Here is a 24985-nt window from a genome sequence, read left to right on the forward strand (position 1 = left end):
GTGGGGACGCTCGCGCGTAAAGAACTACCGTTCCGTGTCGGGAAACCAGAAAGGTTCTAATCCCCGCTCGTCTTGGACCCGGTAATGTCTACGTCGAGCGGTGTGGCCTCTGCCCTCCGGCAGTTCCGCGACCGTGGCGCGGCGTGGTTCGACAGCGACGACTACGCCACGGTGAAACTGGTCGTCGCGGTCACCGTTCTCTCGCTCGTCCTCCGCACCGTCTTTCTCGGCGCCCGCGTGGCCCACTTCGACGAGGGTCGGGTGGCCTACTGGGCCTGGCACTTCGGCGAGACGGGCAACTTCGCCTACCGCTACATCATCCACGGTCCGTTCATCCAGCACGCCGACCGGTGGCTGTTCGCGCTCGTCGGCCCCAGCGACTTCGCGATGCGGCTCCCGGTGGCCGTCGTCGGCGGGCTCCTGCCCCTTTCGGCGCTGCTCCTGCGGGCGCATCTGTCCCGGAGCGAGACCGTCGCGCTCGCGCTCCTCTTTACGCTCGACCCCGTCCTCGTCTACTACTCGCGGTTCATGCGAAGCGACGTGCTCGTCGCGGCGTTCATGTTCGTCGCTTTCGGCCTGCTCGTTCGGCTCTACGATACCCGGAAGCCACGCTACATGTACGCCGCCGCCGTCTTCCTCGCGCTTGGCTTTGCCTCGAAGGAGAACGCGCTCGTCTACGTCGTCACCTGGCTCGGCGCGACGGGCCTCCTGCTGGCGAAGCTTCTCGTCTTGCCCAACGGCTTCCGCGACGCCGCCGGGTTCGTCCTCCCCCGGCGGGTCAACGACGCCGCGACCGCCGTCCTGCCCGAGCGCTTTGGCCGGGTGGAGTTCGCTACTGGCCCCCCGTCGGCCGGCGCCGTCTGGAACCGCGTGGTCGGTCGGGTGAAAGGCGACGTGTGGCTGGTTGTCGGCGTCGTCCAGTCGTTCCGCAAGCGCCACGACGACGCGCTGTTGACCGCCGGCGCGTACCTCGGCCACATCGTTTTCGCGCTCCTCGTTTTCGCGCTCGTCTCGCTGTACTTTTACGCGCCACGGGGGGCCGGCATCGACGGTATCGAGAGTCACCCGGCCATCGCGGCGACGACGCCCGGGTACGTCGGGTTCTGGGAGGGGATCACGAACCCGACGCTGTTCGGTCAACTGCTCGAAAACACGGTCGACCGCGTCGTCGACCAGTGGGGCAACTGGCTGGAGCCGGGCACGGAGAAATCGCGGGAGACGTATCTGAAGCACTTCTGGGTGTCGACCGAGGCGCTGGTGCTTGGCTCGCGCGTCGTGGCCGTTCTGGCGGGCGCGGGCTACGTCCTCGACCGCCTGGGCGCCACGGCGCCCCGTCACCTGGTCCCGTTTTGCTTTTATGCGGGCTTTGTCTCCATCTTCGGCTACCCGCTTGGGACCGACATCGGCGCGCCCTGGCTCGCCGTCCACGCTATCGTCCCGCTTGCGGTCCCGGCGGCGGTCGCGCTGGCCGCCGTGTTCCGCTGGGGCTCGGCGTCGCTGTCGACCGGGGACATGTCCCGCTTTGGCAGCGCGGCGCTCGTCCTGTTTGCCCTGTCGGTGCTTGTCGCCCAGTCGGCCGTCGGGCAGGTCTACACGGACACCACCGAGGACGGAAACCCCCTGGTCCAGTACGCCCAGCCCAGCGAGAGCCTCAAAAGCGACCTTCAGGAGATGGACCGGCTCGCGACGGCCCACAGCGGGGACACCGACGTGCTCGTCTACTACGGGGAGTCCGGGAGCCAGTTCGACGAGTACAACGCCTACGTCGGGCCGAACCGGGACGAGTGGGACGAGTCCTACCGGAACAACAGACCGACCTGTCTGATGTGGTACAACTCCCTGCCGCTGCCGTGGTACTTCGCCGCGGACGACATGGACGTCCGCTGTGAGAACAGCGACCGGAACCTCGAATCGCTCCTCCGCGAGCGCCCGCCGCCAGTCATCATCACCCAGAACTTCGACCCAACGGTGCCCGAGGCGGCGCTGACGGAGGCCGGCTACGAGGGCCAGACCCACCGGATGCGGACTACCGGCGACCGGAACCGGTTCACGGTCTGGACGAACGAAGACGCCGTCGACGACGGGACGGCGCAGTGACAACCGCCGTCGACAGCGGGACGGCGCAGTGACAACCGCCGTCGACAGCGGGACGGCGTAGTGACAACCGCCGTCGACAGCGGGACGGCGTAGTGACAACCGCTGTCGACAGCGGGACGGCGTAGTGACAACCGCCGTCGACGACGGGACGGCGCAGTGACAACCGCCGTCGACAGCGGGACGGCGTAGTGACAACCGCCGTCGACGACGGGACCGCCCGGTAGCGGTAGAACTCAAAGGCTTAAGCGGACCCCCGCGGTAGGCCCGGCTATGACACGAACGTCTCCAGGCCCGACCGTCGGCGTCGTCGGCGGCGGACAACTTGGGCGGATGCTCGGTGAGGCCGCGGCGCCGCTTGGCGTCGAACTGGTCGTCGCCGACCCGACGCCGGACTGCCCGGCCGCGCCGGTGGTGCGGGACCAGCTGGTCGGCGGCTTCGAGGACGAATCGACCATCCGGGAGCTGGCCGAGCGGGCCGACGTGCTCACGTTCGAAATCGAACTGGCCGACCCGGACGCCTTAGAACGGGTCGCCGAAGAGACGGGCACGCCGGTCCACCCGGCGCCGGAGACCCTGCGGACCATCCAGGACAAGCTCGTCCAGAAGCGCCGGCTCGCCGACGCCGGCGTGCCAGTCCCCGAGTTCCGCGGCGTCGACACCACCGACGAGCTCCGGGAGGCCTGCGAGGAGCTTGGCTACCCCGCCATGCTGAAAGCACGGACCGGCGGCTACGACGGCCGGGGAAACGTTCCGGTGTCGGGTCCGGACGACGCTGAGGCCGCGATGGACGAGGTCGCCGGCCCGGCCATGGTCGAGGAGATGGTCGACTTCGAGCGCGAACTCGCCGTGATGGGCTGTCTGGGCGACGGCGAGCGCGATACGTTCCCGGTCACAGAGACCGTCCACCGCGAGGAGATTCTCCGCGAGAGCGTCGCTCCCGCGCGGGCGAGCGACGAGGTGCGAGAGCGCGCCCGCGAGGTGGCACTCGACGTGCTCGACGCCATGGACGGGCGGGGCGTCTTCGGTATCGAACTCTTCCAGACCAGCGAGCCACGGAGTGGCTCGGAAGGCGAGATTCTGCTCAACGAGATCGCCCCGCGCCCGCACAACTCCGGCCACTGGACCATCGAGGGGTGTCACACCTCCCAGTTCGAACAGCACGTCCGGGCCGTGCTGGGCGAACCGCTGGGGACGACCGAGATTCGGGACCCGACCGTCTCCGCGAACATCCTCGGCGACGTGGACGAACGCCAGGACGCCGTAATGGACGGCGAGGAGTCCGTACTCTCGACGGCGCGGGCACATCTCCACTGGTACGGCAAACGCGAGGTGTACCCGCTCCGGAAGATGGGCCACGTCACGATGACCGGCGACGACCGCGACGGGCTGCTCGCCGAGGTCGGCGAACTCCGCGACGGGCTCACCTTCCGCAGGTAGAACCGAGCGGCATTTGTCCCTCCGGTCCCGAGCGCGAGTATGGAGCGACGGGCCTTCCTCCGGGCGGCGGTACCGACGGCGGCAGTCGGACTGGCCGGCTGTATCGGTGGCGGCACGCCGAGCGACTACGACGTGGGGATGGGTGCGAAGGTGTTCCGCCCGGAGACCATCGAGGTCGCGGCCGGCACCACGGTCACCTGGCTGAACACGAACAAGCAGGGCCACTCCGTGACGGCCTACGAGAGCGGCCTCCCCGACGGTGCCGACTACTTCGCGTCCGGCGGGTTCGACAGCGAGGAGGCCGCACGCGACGCCTGGGGCAACAGCTCCGGCGGGACGATGTTCGAGGGCGACACTTTCGAACACACCTTCGAGGTGCCCGGCGAGTACCCCTACTTCTGTATCCCTCACGAGCGGGGCGGGATGGTCGGCACCGTCGTCGTCACCGAGGGGTCCGGAACGCCGACCGGGACCGATACGGCCACGACGAACTGAGTCGTTTCACACGGCGCGACCGCTGTCGGCAGTCCGCGACAAAAAGTGAAGTAAGTCCGTGTCCGGGAGTCAGGCTTCGACGTCGACGTCGTCCTCGTCGACGTCGACGGCCGTCTCCTCTTCGGCGGCGACCTCTTCGGGACGCGCTTCGAGCGTCGTCTTCTGGATCTCGACGCGTCGGAGCGGGTAGATGTCCTTGGCCTCGCCGTAGATGGCCGAGGAGAGGCGGCCCTCGACGACGCTGTCGATGACTTCCTCGAAGGTCCGGTCTTTCGCGGACTCGCGGACGAGGTCTATCATCGTGCGGCGGATGGCCTTTTCCTGGGAGGCGTCGGCCTTCTTGGTCGTCACGGCCACCGGCTGAATCTGGACGCGGTAGTCGTCCGTCGTCAGCACGGTGATGTAGGCCTCGACCTTCGAGGAGCCACGGCGGACGAGCGAGCGCAGGTAGTCCCGCGTCAGCTCGTGTTTGATGAACTCCGTGTAGGCCGTATCGGAGGCGACCTCGTTGATCTTGAACGTGAGTTTGGTGTTGTTCTCGCTGGCGTCGTTGTTCAGTTCGCCCAGCGTGGTCTCGATGGTGCGGCCGAGCACCTTGTCCGGTTCGTCTGCTGTGGTCTTGCCGAGAGTCTCCCGGTCGAACTGCTCGGGAGCCTGCACGGTGTACCACCGTTTCTGCTGTGTGCGCTTGGAGACGCTTCGTTCACTCATGATTGGATTGTGTTGGGTCGGTCGTAAGCTGTGCTGCGACTCGGAGGTTGACGACGTAGTCGTCGACTGTCGACTGGAGGCCGCTGGTGTTGTCGCGCTCGATAGTGGTGACCACGGCGTCGCCGTCGACGCGGGTGGTCATCTCGGCAGTGTTGTCCGGGCGGACGGCCGCGGCCACGCGCTCGGCACGGGCCGGCGAGCCGTGTGTCGTTCGGAGCTCTGTGGCGGCGGTCGAACCACCGTCCGTTCGGATTGGCGCCCGTCTCATACTGCCTCCCGGAACGCTTCGATGAGTTCAGACGTGGGTACGTCGAACCGGGCGCGTGCGCGGTCGCCCCGTCCTACTGTCTCGCCGCCGACGGCGTCGGTCGCGGCCCGCATGGTCGCGGCCACGTCCCGGCCGTCGGTGGCGCGGGCGGCCGCCTCGCCGTCGGTCACGACGAGTGTCACCGGCTCCGGCGCGTGGAAGTCGGCCACGAGCCGGGCGACGGTGCCGACGGGCATCTCGTCGCCGCGGGCGACGAACAGGCCGTCGTACCGGCCGGTCGTCGCGTCGGCGACGGCGCTGTGAACGCGTGCGGCGTGGGTCTGCCAGGCCGACAGCGCCGATTCGCGGACGCCCTCGTGGCCCAGCGCGAGCGCGATGCCCGTGCCGGGCGCCTCGCGGGCGACCGCGTCGAGCACGTCGGCGTAGCCGCCGACCGTCTCGAAGGGGCCGCCGACGTAGGGGTGGAGCCCCCGGGCGACGGCCTCGGTCGCCCGCTCGGGGGCGTCCTCGGTGACCGCCAGCGCGACCAGCGACGCGACGCGCCGGCGGTCGTCGTCGGTCGGGTCGGCTGGCAGGTCCAGCTCCGCGAGCGCCGCCCGTGCCGCTTCGGCGTCGCCGGAGAACGGCCCCGACAGCAGCGTCGAGTGGGCCAGTCCGTCGGCGATGTCCGCGACCGGGACGGCGAGCCCCGGGCGCCGTTCGACGCCGGCCCGTTCGGCGGCATCGGCGACCGTCCCGTCCGCGTCGCCGCCGGCGACGGTGCCGGCCAGCGCGAGAACGGGGTCGCCGGCCCCGAGTTCGCGGGCGATAGCGAAGGCGGTCGCGGCCGGCGTCGCCGACAGCGTGTGGTCGGCGCCGTGGCCGCCGGCGCCGAGCGAGACGGTCACGTCGGCCTCTGTGGTCCGGTCGGGGTCGGCGAAGGGGGCGACGACGCTCGCCTGGAACGGCGTGTCGTCGGCCGCCAGTGCCCGCGCCAACAGGCCCGTGGCCGAAAGCGCCGCGCCGGTCGCGTCGCTGACGAGCCGCACGAAGGCGGCCCCGTCGAGCGCGGCGGCGAGGTCACTGGGCGAGGGCGCTGGCGCCTGGTCCCGACCGGTCGTCGACATTACAGTAGCGAGACGGCCTTCTCGTAGCTGTAGGTGAAGTCCTCGTCGATCTCGTCACCGCGGTAGTAGTCGACGAGTCGCCGGATCTTCGACTGCGTGTTCTGGAGCGCGCGCTTGTTCTGGTGGTCACCAGGGTGTTCGTCCATGTGGTCGCGCAGGCGGACGGCGCGTTTCATCAGGTTCCGGAGGTCCTCGGGGAAGTCGGGGTCGGCGTCGTTGTCCTCGAGGATCTCGGTGACCTTCTTGCCGGTCGCGAGCTTGACGTTCGGGACCGGCGTGCCCTGGACGCCCTCGTCGCGCAGTTTCAGGCCGATCTCGCTGGGCGAGTGGCCCTGTTCCGCGAGTTCGACGACTCGTTCTTCGATGGCGTCTTCGTCGATGTCACTCCACTCCGGGGGTTCGTCTGCCGCCGGCTTGTCCGAGTCGGACGAGCCGCGACGGCGTGTATGCATTCGTGCCATAGTTGTCGTTGGAACCGCACGAACCGCTCGCGGTAGCGAGGCGTATCGGCATCGGACGATGCCAAACACGGCCGCAATCCCGAGCCGCGGAAGCCCGCGGCGTGTCAGATTTGCGGTCGTGCTGTTCCCGTGGGTAGGTCACCGGTGCCGCAACTAAACCGTTTCCATCTGTGTCGTGGTGGCTCCGGAGCGAGAACGGCCAGCGAGCTTATTACGTCCGGTTCCGTTTATATGTAGTATGCTTGCCTGTCCGGGACAGGACGACCAGCGGCAGCTACGGGCACAGTCCGGGCCGCTCGGGTTTTTGCTCGTCTTCGCGCTGGTCATCGCGGCGACGACGCTCATCGTAGCGCTGGGTGCGGGAGCGATAGACGGGACACAGGAGACACTGGACACGGAGCGAACGGAGAAGACGATGACGCAACTCGACTCCCAAGCGGCGCTGGTCGCGCTCGGGAACTCCCAGCGCCAGCGGGTCGACCTCTCGACGGGCCAGGACAACACGTACACGGCCGAGGCGGGGGCCGGCCGGATGCGGCTGTCGTACAGAAACCAGACGAACGGGAACGAAACGGAGGTGTTCTCGACGGAGATGGGCCGCATCGTCTACGAGACAGACGACGGCACCACCGTCGCCTACCAGGGCGGTGGCGTCTGGCGGTCGGACGGCGACGGGAACTCGGTGATGGTGTCGCCCCCGGAGTTTCACTACCGCGACGCGACGCTCACCCTGCCGCTGGTGACGGTCGGTTCGTCCGGGACCATCGGCGACCGCGCCGTCATCTCGGATGCCAACACGACGCGGTACTTCCCCAATCCGGACAGGAACGGCAACTACACCAATCCCCTCGAGAACGCTCGGGTCGAAGTGGCCGTCACGAGCGAGTACTACCGCGCGTGGGGGCGGTACTTCGAGACCCGGACCGACGGCGAGGTCGAGTACGACCACCCGAACGACAGGGTGACGCTGGCGCTTGTCACGCCGCTGCAGAACACGAAAGTCACCTCCGCGACGTCGAGTCTCTCGGCCAGCGGGACCTTCAACCTGAACGGCAACGCCGGGAACATCTGCAGTCCGACGAAGGTGTACATCAACAGCTACAACTCCAGCGGCACCGACGACGGGTACTGCGAACAGACCCCCGGAAAGGATGGTGACATCGTGTACGGCGGTGATATCGACCTCACCAGCGGGTCCGGGAGTTCGGACATTCACGGCGATGTCGTCTCGGGCGGGACTGTCGATGTCGGGAAGGCAAACGGGAACGGTGCCCCCTTCGTCGACGGGAATATCAGCTACAGCGACCGCTGCGATGACTCGCGCAACGCCTGTGACAACAGGTCGTCGGGACAGGTCTCCCAGATAAGCGGTATCGACCAGGCGCCGGCCATCAACGGCATCGTCCGAACCCAGGTCAACGAGACGCGGTCGAGCAACGACAACGCCGACAGCGGGGTCCCAATCAGCGGCGACCGGCTCAACTACTCCGCCGGGACCGTCGAACTCAGGGCCGGGAGCTACTACCTCCAGACCGTCGACGTTGCAAGCGGCGGCCGGGTGACGCTCAACACCACCGATGGCGATATTTTCCTCGCAGTCGAGGAGAACGTCGACCTCGGGGAAAACGCTAGCATGGAAGTCGTCGGTGACGGGACAGTGAGCGTCTACGTCGAGGGCAGCGGCGGCAACTCGAACCAGCTGTCTCTGGGGAAGGGTGCGTCCATAACCAACGACGGCGACGACGCCCCGCAGTTCCGGCTGTTCGGCCAGGACGACTTCACCGCGACCATCGGTGACGGCTCCGGCGGCAACCTCGCAAAGTACGTCGGCGTCATATACGCCCCGCCGGGCGCGTCGGGTACTGGAACCGTCACGCTCGCCAGCGGCGTCGTCTACGGCGGGGTTCTCACCGGGACCACGACGATCGGCTCCGGCAACGGCGGCTCTATCCACTACGACGAAGCGCTCCGAACACAGCAGGTGCTGGAACAGAGCGAGTCCATCGTCCGGGTGACGTACATCCACGCCTCGACGAATGAAGTCCAGATAGCGAACGGCTAGGGGGTGGCCGGACAGAGCCTACACGACGGTTCGGGGCTGCTGGTGGCGCCTATCACTGTGACTCGCCTGGGGCGAGACGAACTCGGGTAGCGCTCGACAGCGCCTGCGGGCGCGTCAGGACTCGATGTCGACCGCGATGTCGTGGTGGACGACGTACACCTGGTCGATAGTGCGAGAGGGCGATTCTCCGTAGTACGCACAGCTGATACCGTCCGAGAGGTTCCGACAGTCTTCGAACCCGGCTTCTTCGAAGTACGCTCGCCAGAGGTCTGTCCGGGGAGTCCCCCGGAGGGAGACGTTGAGACGTTCGACATCGCCCGCCGTGTTGTCGTACGCGAGCGTCGTCCCCCGGTTCCGACCGCGGACGAGCACCGTCGAGCCGCCGAGTGCCTGCCGGTCCGGACGGTTGAGCCCGACCACCGAGACGAGGACGCGGTCTTCGCTGACGACGAACGGCGGGTCCGTTACCCGGACGCCGCCCCCGCTGGCAGTCCGGAACACCGCCCCTGCCTCGTACACCAGTTTCCGGTCGTCGTCGCCGGTGTAGACGAGTGGGCGTATCTGCCAGCTCTCGCTGTGCCAGGTCCCGCTGGACTCAGTCACGTTGACACGCATCGTGACGTTGTCAGCCGTCGCCATCCGGGCCTCGCCGAGGCTTATCTCCGTCGCGCGGCTCGGCGCGTCACGCCGGTGGACATCCGCGAGGTTGTTCGCCAGCACGTCGAAGGCACGCTCCGCGTTCTCCATCTGCTCGTCGTTGCGCGTGTCCTGGAGCGTGCTGAGGCCGCTGACCGAGATGATGCCCACGGCCGAGACGACGAGGGCGAACACCAACACGTAGCTGACGACCTCGCTGACGGCACGCTCAGACATCGCGCACCTCCAGTTTGCTTCCGGTGTACCGGACCTGCACATCGCCGCCGAGAATGGTGCGCTCCGCGAGCGGCGTCTCGACTGCGAGGCCGACCCGCACGGTCACGTCAGGATTGGTGGTGTTCAAGACAAGGGTGTCTGTGCTACTGTCCAGGGTGATCCGGTACGGAGCGCCCGTGACCGAGTTCGAGGACGACTGGTTCGTCCGGACGGTCACGTCGCCGTCGGTGTCTGCGGCTCTGACCAGCCGGTCGGCCCGCTCGATATCCGCGGCCAGCTGCTGGCCGGTGACGGTGAGTTCGTCCCTGATGACCTGCTCGCGCTGGGAGTCGACGTAGCTCCCGCCGGCGACGATGATACCGGTTATCAGTACCGTCGCGATGGCCAGCGCGAGCACGTAGCTCAGCGTCGTCGAGACCGCACGCGCGTCAGACATCCGGCTCACCCGGGGCGACCCGAACGTCGGTTTCGTAGCGCATGTCGGTTGTCACGTACGTGTACCGGACTGTCACGTCGTAGAGGGCGGGACTCGATTCGAGCGAGCTATCAAGCGACGGGAGTGACAGGCTGGACCCCGGATGGACGACCATCGAGAAGTTCCCGGTAATCTCGTCCGCGTTGGCAAAGGAAACGTCGTAGTTGTCCGTCGCTCCGGCGCCGAAGTGGAAGTTCTCGCCGGTCGGACCGGTAGTGAGCGCGTCACACGGCTCTCCCTCGATGGTCCCAGCGGTCACGTCGACGTGGACGGACGACAGGGAGGGGTCGTGCGTGACCTCGCAGTCCTCTATTGCCGTCGTTCCGCTGGCGTTTTTCAGTGTCCTGACGTGGACGGTGTCGGAGTCGACACGCCAGATGCGGGCACGCCAGCTGTTCTCGTTCCCGCTGTCGAGGCCGTGCTCCTGGACCCGAACCGTGAACGCGCTGTCGTTGTTCGCGGCCGCGATATCGGTGGCGTCTATCTCGAAGGCCCGCGTGCCGTTCCCGTCGGTGACCCGGGCGACATCTTCGGCGACCGGATACTCGGCCGAGCTATTGTTGGCAAACGTCGTCCCGTCCGACTGGTAGACCCGCTCGCCGGCCGTCGAGGAGTCGTACGCGACATCGACCACGCGGCCCGACCGGGCCGCCTGGCGACCAGTCTGTCGGGAGATGTTTCTGACGCTTGCGTTCACGGCGGTCGTCAGCGTTGCGGTCGAAGCGTTGTTGTTGCGGTTCGCCGACGCAACCGCGTCGCCGACGTTCGCCTCGACCATCGCCCGCATCGACAGCGCGTCGTTGCTGCCGGTGGTCTCGCCTCGACTCGCGAGATTCTCGGTGAAAATCGCCGAGTTGACGACGAGCGCCATCGCGACGAAGATGATAGCGAGCGCAAAGGCCGCCACGAGGATTATCTGCCCCCGCTCGTTCCCCCTCAGATCCGCCATGCGACCACCTCCACCCGCACCGTGTTGTACAGATTGGCGCCGGTATCCGGCATCGGGTACGTCACGTTAGCGCCGCCGACTCTGGTTTCACTCGGCGTCCCGTCAGCGTCGTACAGCGGGTCGTCGTCCTGCAGCGTCACCGTATGCGTCGCCGTGACAGCGTTGTCGGTCGGGACGCCGCTGTAGACGTATCGGCGGGTTATCGGGACCCCGTCGTCGTTCTGGAACCGGAAGTAGACGTTGTAGGCGATCCCGTTCCCGTTGAACGCCCGTTCCAGCATCGCACCGAACTGATTGTCGGGCGGCCCGGACGTGTAGAACCGCTGGACGCCCACGTCGTGATACTGCGCCGAGCTGTTGTTCCAGTAGAGCACGGCCGGTTTCAACACTCCCCGCCGGGCCGCCGCGGCGAGCACACCCTGACCCGTGGCCTGCTGCTGGTTCTCGATGTGCTGGCTGGACGTACTCGCTGACAGCGGCGTCACCGCCGTCATCTGTAAGGCGAAGATGAGACTCGACAGCATGAGCAGCCCGGCAACCGTCGCCTCCAGCGTGTGTGCCTGTGCCCGCATCTTACCACATCTCCACGTACAGCGTCACGTCTCGCCCGTCGAGTGTGACGACCCTGACCGACGTCACCGACGGCTCGGTATCCGGGAGCGAGTCCCCGCGGGCGAAGACGATATCCGAACGTGACGAGTTTGCGACCCCGGTGTCGGGTTCGGTGGCGTTCCAGCCCAGTATCTCCCGGCTGTCCCCCCGGAGACTGACGTTTACCTTCTGGTCGCTCGTCGCGACACCGAGTTGCGCTTCGAGGGAGTCATCGCTGAACGAACAGCCCGTTGTGTCCCCCTCGAAGAACGTGACCGTACAGTAACTGTCCAGAGCGTAGGGGTCCGACGGCGACCCCAGCATCCCGGTCGCGAGCTGGTCCGCGGCTCTGTTCGAGGAGACCGTCTCGGCCTGTGCGCTCGCGGTGAACGGCGAGAGAATGCCCGGGATGAACAGGAAGATAAACAGCAACACCGCCAGAAAGACGCTGATACCGATAGCGAAATCTATCGTCGTCTGCCCGCGGGTGTCGACCGGACCAGCGCGCGGCGATATCCGGGGTTCGCTCCGACTCTGTGTTCCCATCTGCTGTGACCCGTTGTGACCCAACTGTTCCCTGATTCACTATCGGCGACGGTATTAGCCATTATGGCCGACCCATACGGACCGCTGTCGTCTCCCGCCGGTATCGCCGAGCCGTACAGAGGGGGCCCCGGTAGATGACTACAACAGTCCGTATCACGCTACCGCCTCCCGTCCCCGTGCTGCTTCGATGGGTTTAATAAAGGCCATCGGATACTGAGTAATGCGTCGCGGGCTCGTAGATCAGGGGTAGATCACTCCCTTGGCATGGGAGAGGCCCCGGGTTCAAATCCCGGCGAGTCCATGTGAAATAAACGGCCGTGACGAAGGACGGCCGAACGCTGTTTTCTCGGGATTTAGACGCTTACTCGACCGAATAGGCTTTTCATCGCCTCCCTCAGAGAACGGAGATAATCAGACGGGCCAGCGCGGGCCTCGCCGTCGGGCGGTTTCTGAGAGGGAAATCTGTCGCCGTACCAGCGGCTTCGCCGACCGCTGTCTCGCTCTCGATTCCGTGGAAAATGGGGCGGGTTCGACGTTGGCGAGCCCGGCAAGTGCCTGCTAACTACGACTGGACTGGGCCGGGATACCCGCCGTCGCCGACACCGGGACCTACGTCAAGGACGACGACTGGTCCGTGCCCGGGTCCCGGGGAAATCAACTGCTTTCCCGACCCCTGCACGCGCGGTGTGAGATCAAGGAAGGGTGGTGTTTTACCACTTTGGCGCTGACGGCGTCGCACCCAGCGAGCGGTCGATCGTCGGGGCCCTCGTCGCCGGCGGCCAGATACCCAGTAATCTTCATGGGCCACTGGCTATCGAGAGAGCCCCCTCATCTGAGCGGCTGTCTCTCCGGGACCGTCAGTATGGTGCCGTAGTTATCGGCCGACGGCAGTCGGGAACAATGCCTGGAGTGAGCAACCGGGGCTATAGTAACAATTGAAACGATTTACACACCGACCGCACTGCTGTCGTGCGGTCGGGTGTGCATTGATTTTCAATGGCTACTATAGTAGGCATCTTCGCTAGGAAATATTCGCTGTATGAGGCTCGAAAATAGGGCCTAGTAGGTGTGAGAGGGGTGTTTTTTGGTAACTAGGCCCTAATCAATCGGTAGTTTTTTGTCCGCATAAAGTGAGTTAGAGTAAGATGGGTCACTGGAGTAGCCTCGCGTCCGATAAGAAGGGGGTCTCGAACGTCGTTGCGGTGGTGCTGCTGGTTGGCCTCACGCTGACCGGGGTGGTAGTCATCCTGGCGACGGGGTGGGTGAGCATCAACGAGACGAACCAGCAAGCCGATATGGAGATCGCCGAGGAGTCGATGCTCCAGATAGACAGCACGCTCGAGCAGAGCAGCGGGGGGAACACCACGATAGATCTCCCCAACGAACTCGAGGGGAAAGTGGCCATCTCCAACGACCAGACGTACGAGTTGACGTTGAACAACAACTCGGAATGTTCGACCGGCGAGCGTCCGCTGAGCAGCATCAAGTACGACGACAACGGTCAGGCAGTTGCCTACGAGGGTGGGGGCGTCTGGCGAATGACCGAGTCGGGAGCCACGATGGTCTCACAACCGGACGTTACCTATGACTCGGGTTCGCTTGACGTTTCCTTCGTCAAAGTCAACGGGCAAATCGGGTCGACCGCCGAACTACAGACCTCGGTCAATACAACTAGGGAGCGACAACACCAGTACAACCTGACTCGTGCGCTGTACACCGACGGGACGTACGACGCCCCGCCGGCCGACGGCAATCTAGACTACATTTGTCGCCCTAGAAACGTTGAAAACGCGACCCTGCAGATAAAGAACAGCCAGTATTCGCGAGCCTGGTCCGCCTGGGCCCAGAATAACTACGACAGCGACCTGGTGACCGTCACCCCGACGGAGAACGTGGAGCCGGGTGATACGGTCACGATTCGGTACTCGCTCGGAGACACTTCCGAGGCGGAGTTCGAAGTCTCGGACGTAACGGCATCCAGGGCATCCGGCAGTGACCCGATTCAGGTAACCGCGAACGTGACCAACACCGGAGGACTGCGGGCCGAAAAGTCGGTCCAGTTTGACTACGGCGACCAGCACAACGAGACGACGACGAGTATCGGCGGCGGCGATAGCAAGGACGTGACGTTCACGATACCGGCGGACAACGCCGTCGTCGGGCCGTCCGGGGAGTCGATGGTCTGGACGACGGCGACCGACAGCGCGAACGAGACACTGACGCTCCAGAGCGCGACCGCCGAGCCGGCCTCCGAGCTGAATCGCTCGGACGTACCATCTACACTCTCCGTCGGCGGGTCACCCGGCGACGCCAATCTGACCGTCACGAACACCGACGGGATGACGGCCTTCGAGACGGTGACGATGACCGTCGACGGCCAGCCCGTGGCGAGCTGGGCTGTGACGGTCCCGCCGGGGGAGACCAAAGAGATACCCGTCGGGGAGGAACTCCCCACCGGGAACGTCGGCACGCACACCCTGACGTTCAGCAGTGCAGTGACGCCGGGTGAAACGGCGTCGGTAGACCCGTTCATCGTCGGTGAGAGCGGCTACTTCCGGCTGACGAGCGTCTCGCCGCCCTACGACGTCGACCGCGGGACGACGGTCAACGTGAGCACCGAAGTCACAAACAGCGGTGCCGAACCGCTTCGGGGCGATGTATCGGTCACGATACTCGACAATGACGACGGGACGACAGTGGCAGAGACAACGGAGACGGCAACGCTCGACGGGACGGCCTCGGGGGCCGAATCGACGACGGTCTCGACGGAGTACACCGCGAACTCGGTCGGGAACTACAGCTACCGGTTCGAAACCCCCAACGAGACCCGGCGGGGGCTGTTTTACGTCGGGACGCCGGACGGCCCGAACTTCGTCCTTAGCGGGCTGCGTTTCTCCGAGAACCCGGTCATCAGTGGCAACGAGACCACAGTCTCGGTGACGGTCAACAACACCGGGAACGAGGCGGACACACAGACGGTGGAACTGACCAACGAAAGCGGGGACGTGATACGGTCGGAGACGCACACGCTCGACCCGGATGCCAGTACGTCCATCGACTGGACGCTGGACACCGGCAGTGAGGACGTAACTCTCGGGAACAACGAACTCTCCGTCTCGACGGAGAACACGTCGTTACAGCAGGTTCTCGACGTGCGTGAGGACGTGCCGACGATCTCCGACAGCAACGGACAGGTCGAGGTCAACGTCCGCTCCGACGTGCGGATTACGATGGAAGGTGCGGAGCTCGAAGGACGGTACTTCTCGGGAGAGTACCCCAGTCCGACCGAGATGACGCTCGTCATAAACAACAGCAGCGGGGTGTACGAACGGACTCTCTGGGAAGACATAGAAATCACTGATTCCGACGGGACTGTCCACGAGACGGGGCCTGATGTCAACCATCCCGCAGCCGAACGGGCGATGCAGGACGACAGCTATTCGAACGTCTTCAACATCTCCCTCTCGGTGGAGGCCAACACCACGGTCGGGCTGTACGCGAGCAGTTACGGCTGCGGCGTTTCCAGCTTCGACGAGTCGTTCGACACCTGGGACTACGACTACACGGGCATCGAACACCCGGATCGACGGGACGACGGGAGTTCGACGTACGGCTACGTCTGTGAAGACAGCGAAGTCACTGACGACCCGATAATCCAAATCAGCAACGACACCAATCCGGACAACGTCGTCATCCGGGGGGACGGAGAAGAAGTACCGGCATATCTCCAGTCAGCACCCTATCAGCTCACGCTCAGTGACATGCTGGAGGGGCGCATCGACGACGGTCGGCTCCAGCTGGCCGACGACGAGCGCGTGTTCCTCTACGAGCTCTCGATGGAAGACGCCAGCACCGAGAACGCGGACGAAGAAGGCGACCCCGACTACAACGATGCCATCGCGAGGTTCCAGGTCGAATCGATAAACCGCACGGCGGAGACGGAACCGAACTTCATCATCACCGATTACGATGTCCCGTCGAGAGTCGATACGGGCGACCCGGCGACGCTTGAGCTGACCGTAGCTAACATCGGCGGGCAGGAGGCGGCTACGGACGTGAGCACTACATTCGCTGGCGAGACATACCCGAACACCACTGTCCCACTCGATACCGGTGAGACTGACACGATCGAGATCCCGCTCGAAACGGAGTCGCTGCCGGCAGGCACCTACGAGTGGCAGACCAACGTGACCGAAACCGACGGCTCAGAGCGCTCCGGGTTCCTGACGATCGGCGAGCCGTCCACGTCGTTCTTCCAGATAAGCGGTGTCAGCTCACCCCCGGTGGCCGATGACGATGAGACTCCAGTCGCAGCTATCAACGTGACCAACACGGGTGAACTCGACGGGACACAGCAGGTCACGCTCTCCTACGAGAACACCGACGACGGGACCACGGGGCAGGTCGACACCACGCTACAGATAGACTCGGGTGAGACGAAAGATACGACCCTCTCGCTGCCCACCACGCCGGGGAACTACACGTACACCGTCGGGACCGACAACGTCTCCACCTCGTCGCTCGACTTCTTCCTCGGCTCGTCCAACGTCTACGTGCCCGACAACGACTCTATCAACATCGGGACGGGCGACTACGACACCGGGACAGTGATCAAGCGTACGGGTGGCGCATCAGTGATGAGCGTCGAACTGGCGAACGACGGAACGGTCGGTGACGAACGCGACGTCCGCCTGACTGTCACCGATAGTGACGGCAGCGAGGTGTTCCGCGAGACCGTGACCGGGAAACAGGTCGGCGGTGGGAGTCTGGTCGGACAGGGCACGGTGCCGGCGTATGTCGACTTCAAAACGGACCTTGACCCGGGCTACTACACCTACACTGTCACAGTGTACGACGACACGACGGCCGACAGCATCGCGGACAGGGACACCGGCGACCTGTACCTGCGGGATGTCTCGGAGGGCGGGACTGATGCGGACGACTCACCCATATCTGTCGGCTCTGGGACTATTACGGTCAACTGATAGGCCGGGGCGAGTCGTCCCGCCCGTCGTGGTGTTTGACGCCACCGAGCGACTGCATCTGTTCAGTGTCACGGCTGGCTGGGGCCGAAACCCTCAGGCCCCATCGGTAACACGTGATGGACTGGTTGCCGACCCCAAGTTGGGCGGTGGCGCTCACTGGACGATATCGATTCGAACTGTCGTCTCGTGAACCACGACGTGTTTGATACTCTCACACGTGTATTCATCCCCCGACCCTTCCCAGTCGCCAGCAAGGGCATCGTTCCACTGGTCAGATTGTTCCGCTCCGTCGAGGGAAACATTGACCGAAGTCGCGTTTCTGGTAGTAATACTCTGGTCTTGGCGGACGCTTTCGAGGGTGACCCGCCTGTCTGACGAGATGCTGAACTCACCCGTGACATTTGTCACGGCGAGATGTGCGGTTCGCTCTCCACATCGGAAAGGCGACTGCCGGACGACGACACCACCACCACCATCTTCGGCTCGGAACAGCGCTCCGCTCTGGTAGACGAGTTCGGTGTCGGTATCGGTCGTCCGGACGAGGGCACCGGTAGACATATTCGTTCGGGTTTCACCGGGAACGCTCCAGTTTACCCACGAGTTGGTAAGTTCGAGACTGTGGCCCTGCAGTTTTATTGTCGTCGACCGGCGGTCGATACCCTCGCGATGATCAGAAAGCGTCGTAGCGTAGTTTAACATCGTCACCTCTGCGATATTTGATTCTGTGCCTTCTTGGACATCACCCAACGTCCCGAGGCCGGTAACGGTGACGACGCCGATCATGAAGATTATCGTGCTGAACACAAGCGTGAACGAAACGATATCCGAGACGGCCCGGGAGCCACTCCGAGTCACGGGGAACGTACCTCCAGACAGCCTCTGGTCACATCGTAGAGGACAGTTATCTGACCACCCCGGACAGTGCTCTCACAGACCGGTTGGTCGTTCGCGAATCGCACCTGCGTCTGTCGGTCACTGGACGTCGAGTTGATGTGTATCATGGTCAGCTCACCATCTTCAACAACATGAACGCGATAACCCTCACCCGCAAGCCGATCCGGATAGTTTGAAGTGAACGAGACGTTGCTGGAGACGTCAGCGGTGTCAAACTGGTCGAGTCGGACGAGGTCGCTAGCGACCCCCGAGCCGACGTCCTGTAACCCCTGTCGGACCGTCTGCTCCCGCTTGTTGTCGACGTACGACGAGCCACCTAGCAACAGCCCCGTTATCAGTATCGTCGAGATGCCGATTGTCAGCGCCTGCGTGACCGCCGGCGAGACGGCGCGTGTGTCCCCCATCATGAGGTCTCGTTCACCAGAACCCTTCGCTCGTAGGTCGTGTCCGGCCCGACGTATGTGAGTTCGACAGCCGGGACGACGACAGCGCTACTGTTGCCAGTGGGGAACTCGCCGATACCAGCCAGCCGATAGCTCCCATCAGTTATTTTCTGCGCGTTGTCGTATCGCACGGAATATGGTTCGTTCACGGTCTCGGTGTACGTCGGAAACGGAGACCGGCCAGTGTCTGTCCGGCACTCGCCGGCTTTGATATCCAAGTTCAGGTCGCCGTTACTAGAACAGTAGTCGGTCCAACTGCTCCCGTCAGGAGTGTTGATTTTGACGGTTGTGTTGGCTCCACCGTCGATTCGCATTTGCCAAGTGGTACCGGAAGCATTCGAGACTGATAGTGTGAAATTCGGTTTGCCCCTGCTATCCGTTTTATTTATCTGCATCACGAACATCGATATTCGCTCCGAATCCTCGATTAGAACCCAACCGTTGTGCGGCGGGCTATCGAGGGTCCTGTTGTACGCTTTGAAGTCACCACCGGTCGCGTTCACCACCCCACCTCGTGAGGCAGTGACGTTCACTGTCGCGTTGACGTAGACCCCGTCCTGCTGGCCGCTCACGTTCGTGTAGTACCGTGAGAAGTTCCGGAGCGAGCGGTTGAGCGCGGCCGGGTCGTTGGGGTCAGCGTCCCGGACGATGGCTCGGAGGCCACGGTTGACACTGGCCTCCCGCTCGGCAGCTCTGTCGATGTCAGCGACTGTCTCCGAAGTGGACGCGCTCTCGGAGACGACGAGGCTGTTCGACAGCGGAATGGCCGTCAGAAACACGATGGCGATGGCCAGCCCGCCGAGCAGCAACACCTGTGCTCGGTCGTCGCTCACCATACGACCAGTCGCACCTCCACGACGTTGTACAGGGGGCCGCTCGGGTCGACGTCTTTGCTGATGTAGAACTCACCATCTTGCTTGACAGTGAGTGGAATCGGGTTGCACTCGTCCCCGATACGTCGACTCGTGTTGTCAGTTATTGTCACCGTAGTCGAAGCGGCGACGGCACTCGCCGGCGGCTGGTCGTTCGAACTCTGGGACCTGTCGGAGACCAGTTGGGTCTCACGTTGGTTGGTTGTGTTCCAGTAGCTGAAATTGAGGGCGTACTGTTGTGCCTGGCTATCGAACGTAAGATTGAGTATCTGTTCGAACTCGGCCAGTGTTCTGTCCTGATTGCCGTCTATCGGGCGTCCCTCACGATAACACATCACTGCGTCCCGCAGAGCACCAGACTCACCCGCAATCGAAAGGACATCGCTAGCCTGATACTTCAGCTGCCGTGTTTCGCTCCGCGTCTCGTCTTCCCAGGCGCGGGTGTCGATAGCGCCCAGTCCGTACACCGTGGCCGTCACGACGAGGATGGCGGCCAGCACGCCCTCCAGCGTGTACGCCTGTCCTCGGTCGCCGTTTACCATACGCGGACCACCAGCCAACAGGTCGGGTCACACTCAGTTGACGGGTCGTTCGTCAGCCGGACGACGCGCGAGGCCGTCACGGGCTCGGAGCGGCGGTACTCTCCCCAGCTGCCCGAATCGATGAGCTTCGAGGCAGGGGTCCGCTCACCGCGCTCCAGCGTCGTCGCGTTGACGATACTCACGTTGACGAGGGGATCGGTCCGCCTGTCCGAGGAGACGTTCGTACCGGCCCGGAGCTTGAGTCTCTTCATGTTTCCGGACAGCTCCTCTATCCCCCCGGGCTCGTCGTATCGTAACACGTTTGACTGCTCTTCGGTGCTGTAGTTCTCGACGATATAGGAGGCGATTCGGTCGGCTTGTGGCTGGTCCACGCCCGGTGATGTCCCCTCATAGACCGCCAGGGCCCCGCCTTGGCTAAAAAAGAACGCGCCGATAACCGTCACTAGGAGTACGCTGACACCGATAGCGAAATCCTGTGTCGTCTGGCCCCGGTCCCCCGTCATACTACCTCACCCGACCGCCATCCAGACGACGAGCGCAATCGTCGAAAGGATGACGGCGAATTTGACGCCCGCCAGTAGCTTAACTTCACGTATATATCCGGCGATGAAAGACGACAGGAGCGCCTGCAGAGTAACGGCGTGGAAGAACAGCATCGACAGGGCGTCGGTGTCGATGTTCCCGCCGAACTGGCCGCCGCCCGCGGCAGCGCCGCCCGCACCGCCGGCGCTGCTTGCCTGCTGGGTCAGCCCGGACATCACATCAAGGAACTGCGTCTTCAGCAGCGCCATGACCCCGAGCAGGGTGAGATAGGTCATGATGATGATAACCGTCTGCATCCGGGTGCGTGACTTCCGGGAGCGGTCGATGTCGTCCTGGTTCTCGGCGGCCTGGGCAGCCGTCGAGAGCACGTCCTGTATCTGACTGGAGGCCTCCTGTGCCTCCGCGATGAGTTTCACCGTCCGGGCCATCCGCGGGATGTGGTACTTGTTGTTGAACTCCCGCAGGGCGTCTTTGAGGCTGGTTCCGTAGTTCACCTTCGCGTGTATCGTCTCGAACTCCTCGGAGAGCTTGCCCGCGGAGGTTTCGGAGACGACCTTGATCGATTCGAGCAGTGTCATCCCGGTGTCGTTCGCGGAGGCGAGCTTCCGGAGGTTCTCCGAGAGGTTCCCGATGATGGCCTTCCGCGAGCGCTGGTTCCACTCGTAGAAGACGGCAAGCGGGACGAAGTTGATGTACATCGGGACGTACACCCAGAAGAACGTCCCCGAAACCGGGTTTCGCTCCATGCCGCCGATAGACAGCGGCGCTTCCCCGAGGACGATACTCACGACCAGGGCGAGCACGGAGATGGGTATCGTCAGCCCCAGCACGAGCATCGGGTGGTCCCGGAAAAACAGGTGGGGCTTCTTGAGTATCTGGACCAGTTCGTAGGTCCCTTCCCGTCCCTTGATGCGGTCGAAGACGCTGTAGGTCCCGGTGTAGGACTCGATGAGCCCGAGGTTGAACACGGCGATGCCCTCGTCGACGACGACATCCTCCTCGTCGGAGTTGGGCCGGAGGTAGCCGTCGCCGACGGCGTCCTGGGTGACCGTCGAAACCAGCACCAGGAAGGCGATACCGGTCAGCGGGATGAGCCCGTAGACGGTGCCGTAGATGAGCATCTGCTGGGCGTTGCCCATCATCGTCATGATGACGAGGATGATGATGAGCAAGAGCGGGAACAAGGAGAGGGTCATGTACATCTCGCCGAACAGCTCCAGCGTCTCCAGCATCTTCTCCTGTTCCTGCTTGGTCGTCCGCATGTGCTTTTCCTTCTGGTCTTCGAGGAAGGAGGTCATGTCCCCGCCGGAGTTGATGATAGAGAGCATGTCGGTGAGAAACTGCGACAGCTCGTCCGAGGGGGTCTGAATCGCCTGGTTACGTACCGCGGTCCGGTAGTCGGTATCGAAATACTCCGTCTCCAGTACGATCGATTTGAACTCCTGGGCGACCTCGCCGTAGGTGTCGTCGGCCTCGCCCATCGCCTGGAGGATTTCGAGCTGGTTCAAGCCCCCAACGGAGAGGGCGTACATGAACGAGATTGCGTCCGAAAGGAGGATGTTGATCTCGCGTTCGCGCGCACTGGCACGGAAATACGGAATCGAGACGAGCGAGCCAAAGCCCACGCCGAAGCCGATGGCCCCGAAGACCACGCCGGTCACGAGGATCATAAAGGGGAGTTTCAGCGTGTCGATGAGCGTCAACAGCGTCTCGTTCTGTATGGAGACGCCGATGAACGTCGGGGCCTCGCTGCCCGCGAGGAAGATGTTCACCGCGAGAAAGCCAAGCAGGCTCCCGACGAGCCAGAGGGCCGTGCCGGCGATGATACCGACGGCCAGCGCCCGGGCGAGGAACATCTCGACGTTGTCGGCCATCCGGGCCTGTGCGAGCTTGTCCTCGACGCTGTCGACGAACTCGCCGTCCTCGTCGAACAGCCGCTGGTAGGCCGGGTAGAAGGCGTCACCCAGCGCGCCGCCGCTTGCCAGTTCCTTCTGGCGTTTTCCCTCCGTGTCCAGACTCATCCACTATCGGCCTCCTTGCCGGCTTTCGGGACGAACTGGCCGAACTCCGTCACGTCGTCGTCGGTGTCGCTCTCTTCGAGCGCGTTGCCGTCCATCAGCGCCGAGACGATGTCGGGGGTGTCGCCACCTTTGAACTTCGAGAACAGCGGTCCGGCGTTGTCGAGCACCTGTTTTGTCTCCTCGACCATCTCCGGTGGGGCGTCCGGCCGGGGGACCATCTCCTCTTTCTCGGGGTCGATATCGATCTTGACGGACTCCATCTCCCGGAGGTCCTCCAGGGACTTCTCCAGCTGGTCGTTCGCGATGAGCGTCAGTATCGTCTCGGGGTCGTTGATGAAGGCCTGGATGGCCGCGGCGACCTCCGTGTAGGAGTTGATGCCCTGGTCGATGAGATACGCGAGGACGACTTTCCGCTTGAACAGCTCCTCGTCGAGTTTCTCCTGGCTCCACCCGCGGTCGAACTTGATCTCCTCTAGGGTGTTGGAGTTGCCCATCTGGATGTACTCGTCGGTCTCGGCGCGCCACTCGTAGACGTCGCGGACGTTGATTTCGTCGTTCTCGGCGGAGTACTCGTTTATCTCGGTGAGGGATTTGTTCCGGCGGACCTTGCTCCCGTCGACACGGGTCTGGGTCTGGATAGAGACCAGGTCCAGGGCCGTAAACAGGGTCTTCGAGACGTTGATGGGCTCGGTCGTGAAGCGTTTGATGACCTCGCCGACGGAGTCCGCGTGGAAGGTGGTGTAGGTGGTGTGGCCGGTCGACATGACCTGAAACAGCGTCCGGCCTTCCTCGCCGCGGATCTCGCCCATGACGATGTAGTCGGGCCGCTGGCGCAACGCGGCCTCAAGCAGGTCGAACTCGTCGACGTCGCCCTTGTCGTCCTCGCCAAAGGAGGGACGGGTGACGCTTGCGACCCAGTTGCGCTGGGGCAGTTCGACCTCGCGGGTGTCCTCGATGGAGACGATCTTGGAGTTCGAGGGGATAAACAGCGAGACCGCGTTCAGGCTCGTCGTCTTCCCCGAGGCCGTCCCGCCGGCGAAGATGAGACTTTTGTTGTTCTCGATGCAGAGCCAGAGAAAGGCCATCTCGTCAAGCGAGAAGGTGTTCCAGTTGATGAGGTCGATAGGGGTGAATGGAACGTCCTTGAACTGACGGATGGTGTAGTTGGTCCCGTGGTCGGACACCTCCCGCCCCAGCGTCAGCTGGGCGCGCGAGCCGTCCGGGAGGGTGGCGTCGATCTGGGGCTGGCGCTTGGAGATACCCTTCCCCGAACGCTGGGCGAGTTTGACGACGAAGTCGTCGAGATTCTTTTCCCCGTGTTCGACGTTCGAGATGATCTGTTCGTAGTCGGTGTGGTAGACGAACACCCGGGAGTTGTAGCCGTCACAGGAGATGTCCTCGACGTTGATGTCGTGTTTGATCGGGTCAATGAGCCCGTAGCCGACGAAGTCCCGCTTGAGCACGTACAGCAGCTTCTCGACCTGGTACTCGTTGAGCGTCGAGGGGTCGTCTTCGAGGATAGCGGGCTCGGGACGCACAGAGAGCCCGTTGAGCTGTCCCGACGCCTCGGGGGCGGTCGTCTCGGCGTCACTGAACAGCTCCTTGAGCCCGTCGAGGAATCCGCCACCGCCGCCGGCGCCGGGACTGAGCGTGTCCTCGTAGAGGTCATAGCGTGCGAGGAGCTGTTCGGCCTCGCGCTGGATGACCTGTGCCCGGTCGGCGTTTGACCCCTTGACGATGACGTCGTCCTCGGAGTACTTGATGGCCGTTTTGAGTTTGCCGGAGAGAAAGCCCTGGAGGTCCTCCTCGATGGGGGTGAGATGTGGTTCGACGACGTAGTACTTCTTCTCGTTTTCCTTCCGTGACTGGAAGACGATGGCACAGGCGTAGGGCTTGTTGACCCAGTACCGCTCTAGCTCCTTGAAGTGTGATTTCTTCGAGAGCGGCACCGCCTTCTCCAGGTCGTATCGGTTGACGACCGTGGTGTGGCCCTCCCGCGTGGAGAAGAACTCGTCCTCGTCCAGTTCCGGGTTCACGTCGACGGTCCGTTCCTCTATCAGTTCCTCCAGTTCCGTGGCGAAGTCCTCGGCCCGCGAGAGGCGGTTCTCCGTCCGGTCGGGCTCGAAGCCGAGATGGGACGCGGCGTCGAACGGGACGACGTCGCCCTGACTGTCGGTGGGCTGGTCGCCGTTGTCCCAGGCTTTGGGACCGCTCTCGTAGTAGTACTCCTGTTTGAAGTGTTCCCAGGTGTACTCGCCCTTGACCACGGGAGTCGTCTCCGGGTCGAGGTACTCGGCGAACGGTCGGTTGACGCCCTTCGCGACGCCGGCCGCGTCCTCGAGTTTGTCGGTGATAGTCTCGGGGTCGAACCCGAGATAGTCGGCCCGGTTGAACGGCCCGCCGTCGTGTAACTCGCGGCGGAGGTCCTCCCACGTGTACGCCCCCACCGACGCGGTTGGGCCGGGCGATGTGACCCCGTCCGACCCCGACTCGTTAGTTTCCTCTATAGCCATTGTTGGTTAGGTCAGTTCCTGCACGAGAGATCCAAACGCCTGTTCGGTGTCGTTGTACACACCGGCCAGTACGGAGTCGTGAGACACAATATACCGGGAAT

General features: G+C 63.9%; 21 protein-coding genes and 1 tRNA gene. 6 read left to right on the top strand and 16 right to left on the bottom strand.

Going from position 1 to position 24985, the window contains the following annotated elements:
- Positions 1–84 precede the first annotated feature (84 nt).
- From VJ162_RS04745 to VJ162_RS04755, 3 genes are all read left to right on the top strand, one after another.
- Positions 85–2097: a flippase activity-associated protein Agl23 gene (locus VJ162_RS04745; RefSeq protein ID WP_324662744.1), complete on the top strand. Its 2013-nt coding sequence runs from the start codon at positions 85–87 to the stop codon at positions 2095–2097.
- 270 nt (positions 2098–2367) lie between these two features.
- Positions 2368–3534: a 5-(carboxyamino)imidazole ribonucleotide synthase gene (locus VJ162_RS04750; RefSeq protein ID WP_324662745.1), complete on the top strand. Its 1167-nt coding sequence runs from the start codon at positions 2368–2370 to the stop codon at positions 3532–3534.
- A gap of 39 nt (positions 3535–3573) precedes the next feature.
- A complete protein-coding gene (locus VJ162_RS04755; RefSeq protein ID WP_324662746.1) occupies positions 3574–4029 on the top strand; it encodes a plastocyanin/azurin family copper-binding protein in 456 nt (151 codons plus the stop codon).
- A 69-nt stretch (positions 4030–4098) separates the two neighbouring features.
- On the opposite strand, the gene VJ162_RS04760 is transcribed toward VJ162_RS04755, so the two are convergent.
- Genes VJ162_RS04760 through VJ162_RS04775 form a run of 4 tightly spaced genes read right to left on the bottom strand, consistent with a single transcriptional unit; the run spans position 4099 to position 6575 of the window.
- Positions 4099–4740, bottom strand: coding sequence for a 30S ribosomal protein S3ae (locus tag VJ162_RS04760; protein ID WP_324662747.1), 642 nt, complete (start codon positions 4738–4740; stop codon positions 4099–4101).
- On the bottom strand, positions 4733–5008 hold the full coding sequence (locus VJ162_RS04765; protein ID WP_324662748.1) for a KEOPS complex subunit Pcc1: 276 nt from the start codon (positions 5006–5008) through the stop codon (positions 4733–4735). The genes VJ162_RS04760 and VJ162_RS04765 overlap by 8 nt, the downstream gene beginning before the upstream one ends.
- The gene (locus VJ162_RS04770) at positions 5005–6114 is read right to left on the bottom strand and encodes a hypothetical protein (RefSeq protein WP_324662750.1); all 1110 of its coding nucleotides are present in this window, start codon (positions 6112–6114) and stop codon (positions 5005–5007) included. The genes VJ162_RS04765 and VJ162_RS04770 overlap by 4 nt, the downstream gene beginning before the upstream one ends.
- A complete protein-coding gene (locus VJ162_RS04775; RefSeq protein ID WP_324662751.1) occupies positions 6114–6575 on the bottom strand; it encodes a 30S ribosomal protein S15 in 462 nt (153 codons plus the stop codon). The genes VJ162_RS04770 and VJ162_RS04775 overlap by 1 nt, the downstream gene beginning before the upstream one ends.
- Before the next feature lie 238 nt (positions 6576–6813).
- Between VJ162_RS04775 and VJ162_RS04780 the strand changes: the two genes are divergently transcribed.
- The gene (locus tag VJ162_RS04780) at positions 6814–8637 is read left to right on the top strand and encodes a DUF7289 family protein (RefSeq protein ID WP_324662752.1); all 1824 of its coding nucleotides are present in this window, start codon (positions 6814–6816) and stop codon (positions 8635–8637) included.
- A gap of 114 nt (positions 8638–8751) precedes the next feature.
- On the opposite strand, the gene VJ162_RS04785 is transcribed toward VJ162_RS04780, so the two are convergent.
- From VJ162_RS04785 to VJ162_RS04805, 5 genes are read right to left on the bottom strand one after another with little or no spacing between them, the layout of a single operon-like run.
- Positions 8752–9510, bottom strand: a complete 759-nt coding sequence (locus VJ162_RS04785) for a DUF7289 family protein (protein ID WP_324662754.1) — start codon at positions 9508–9510, stop codon at positions 8752–8754.
- A complete protein-coding gene (locus tag VJ162_RS04790; protein ID WP_324662756.1) occupies positions 9503–9946 on the bottom strand; it encodes a DUF7266 family protein in 444 nt (147 codons plus the stop codon). The genes VJ162_RS04785 and VJ162_RS04790 overlap by 8 nt, the downstream gene beginning before the upstream one ends.
- Positions 9939–10934, bottom strand: coding sequence for a DUF7261 family protein (locus VJ162_RS04795; RefSeq protein WP_324662757.1), 996 nt, complete (start codon positions 10932–10934; stop codon positions 9939–9941). The genes VJ162_RS04790 and VJ162_RS04795 overlap by 8 nt, the downstream gene beginning before the upstream one ends.
- Positions 10922–11506, bottom strand: a complete 585-nt coding sequence (locus VJ162_RS04800) for a DUF7288 family protein (RefSeq protein ID WP_324662758.1) — start codon at positions 11504–11506, stop codon at positions 10922–10924. The genes VJ162_RS04795 and VJ162_RS04800 overlap by 13 nt, the downstream gene beginning before the upstream one ends.
- Before the next feature lies 1 nt (position 11507).
- The gene (locus VJ162_RS04805) at positions 11508–12071 is read right to left on the bottom strand and encodes a DUF7287 family protein (RefSeq protein ID WP_324662759.1); all 564 of its coding nucleotides are present in this window, start codon (positions 12069–12071) and stop codon (positions 11508–11510) included.
- A 229-nt stretch (positions 12072–12300) separates the two neighbouring features.
- On the opposite strand from VJ162_RS04805, the gene VJ162_RS04810 reads away from it, so the two are divergent.
- Positions 12301–12372 (top strand) — tRNA-Ala (locus VJ162_RS04810).
- 844 nt (positions 12373–13216) lie between these two features.
- Positions 13217–17056 (top strand): DUF7289 family protein, encoded by a 3840-nt coding sequence (locus VJ162_RS04815; RefSeq protein ID WP_324662760.1) that lies wholly within the window; start codon positions 13217–13219, stop codon positions 17054–17056.
- A 153-nt stretch (positions 17057–17209) separates the two neighbouring features.
- On the opposite strand, the gene VJ162_RS04820 is transcribed toward VJ162_RS04815, so the two are convergent.
- From VJ162_RS04820 to VJ162_RS04850, 7 genes are read right to left on the bottom strand one after another with little or no spacing between them, the layout of a single operon-like run.
- Positions 17210–17911: a DUF7289 family protein gene (locus VJ162_RS04820; protein WP_324662761.1), complete on the bottom strand. Its 702-nt coding sequence runs from the start codon at positions 17909–17911 to the stop codon at positions 17210–17212.
- Positions 17908–18354 (bottom strand): DUF7266 family protein, encoded by a 447-nt coding sequence (locus VJ162_RS04825; RefSeq protein ID WP_324662762.1) that lies wholly within the window; start codon positions 18352–18354, stop codon positions 17908–17910. Before VJ162_RS04825 ends, VJ162_RS04820 begins: the two co-directional genes overlap by 4 nt.
- Positions 18354–19202: a hypothetical protein gene (locus tag VJ162_RS04830; protein ID WP_324662764.1), complete on the bottom strand. Its 849-nt coding sequence runs from the start codon at positions 19200–19202 to the stop codon at positions 18354–18356. Before VJ162_RS04830 ends, VJ162_RS04825 begins: the two co-directional genes overlap by 1 nt.
- A gap of 20 nt (positions 19203–19222) precedes the next feature.
- On the bottom strand, positions 19223–19807 hold the full coding sequence (locus VJ162_RS04835) for a DUF7288 family protein (RefSeq protein WP_324662765.1): 585 nt from the start codon (positions 19805–19807) through the stop codon (positions 19223–19225).
- Complete coding sequence (locus VJ162_RS04840) at positions 19801–20310, bottom strand: DUF7287 family protein (RefSeq protein ID WP_324662766.1); 510 nt, start codon at positions 20308–20310, stop codon at positions 19801–19803. The genes VJ162_RS04835 and VJ162_RS04840 overlap by 7 nt, the downstream gene beginning before the upstream one ends.
- Before the next feature lie 6 nt (positions 20311–20316).
- Positions 20317–22371, bottom strand: coding sequence for a type II secretion system F family protein (locus VJ162_RS04845; RefSeq protein ID WP_324662767.1), 2055 nt, complete (start codon positions 22369–22371; stop codon positions 20317–20319).
- Complete coding sequence (locus VJ162_RS04850) at positions 22368–24884, bottom strand: type II/IV secretion system ATPase subunit (RefSeq protein ID WP_324662768.1); 2517 nt, start codon at positions 24882–24884, stop codon at positions 22368–22370. The genes VJ162_RS04845 and VJ162_RS04850 overlap by 4 nt, the downstream gene beginning before the upstream one ends.
- Between the last annotated feature and the right edge of the window lie 101 nt (positions 24885–24985).

The organism is Haloarcula sediminis, from assembly GCF_035656455.1.
Classification (GTDB): Archaea; Halobacteriota; Halobacteria; order Halobacteriales; family Haloarculaceae; genus Haloarcula; species Haloarcula sediminis.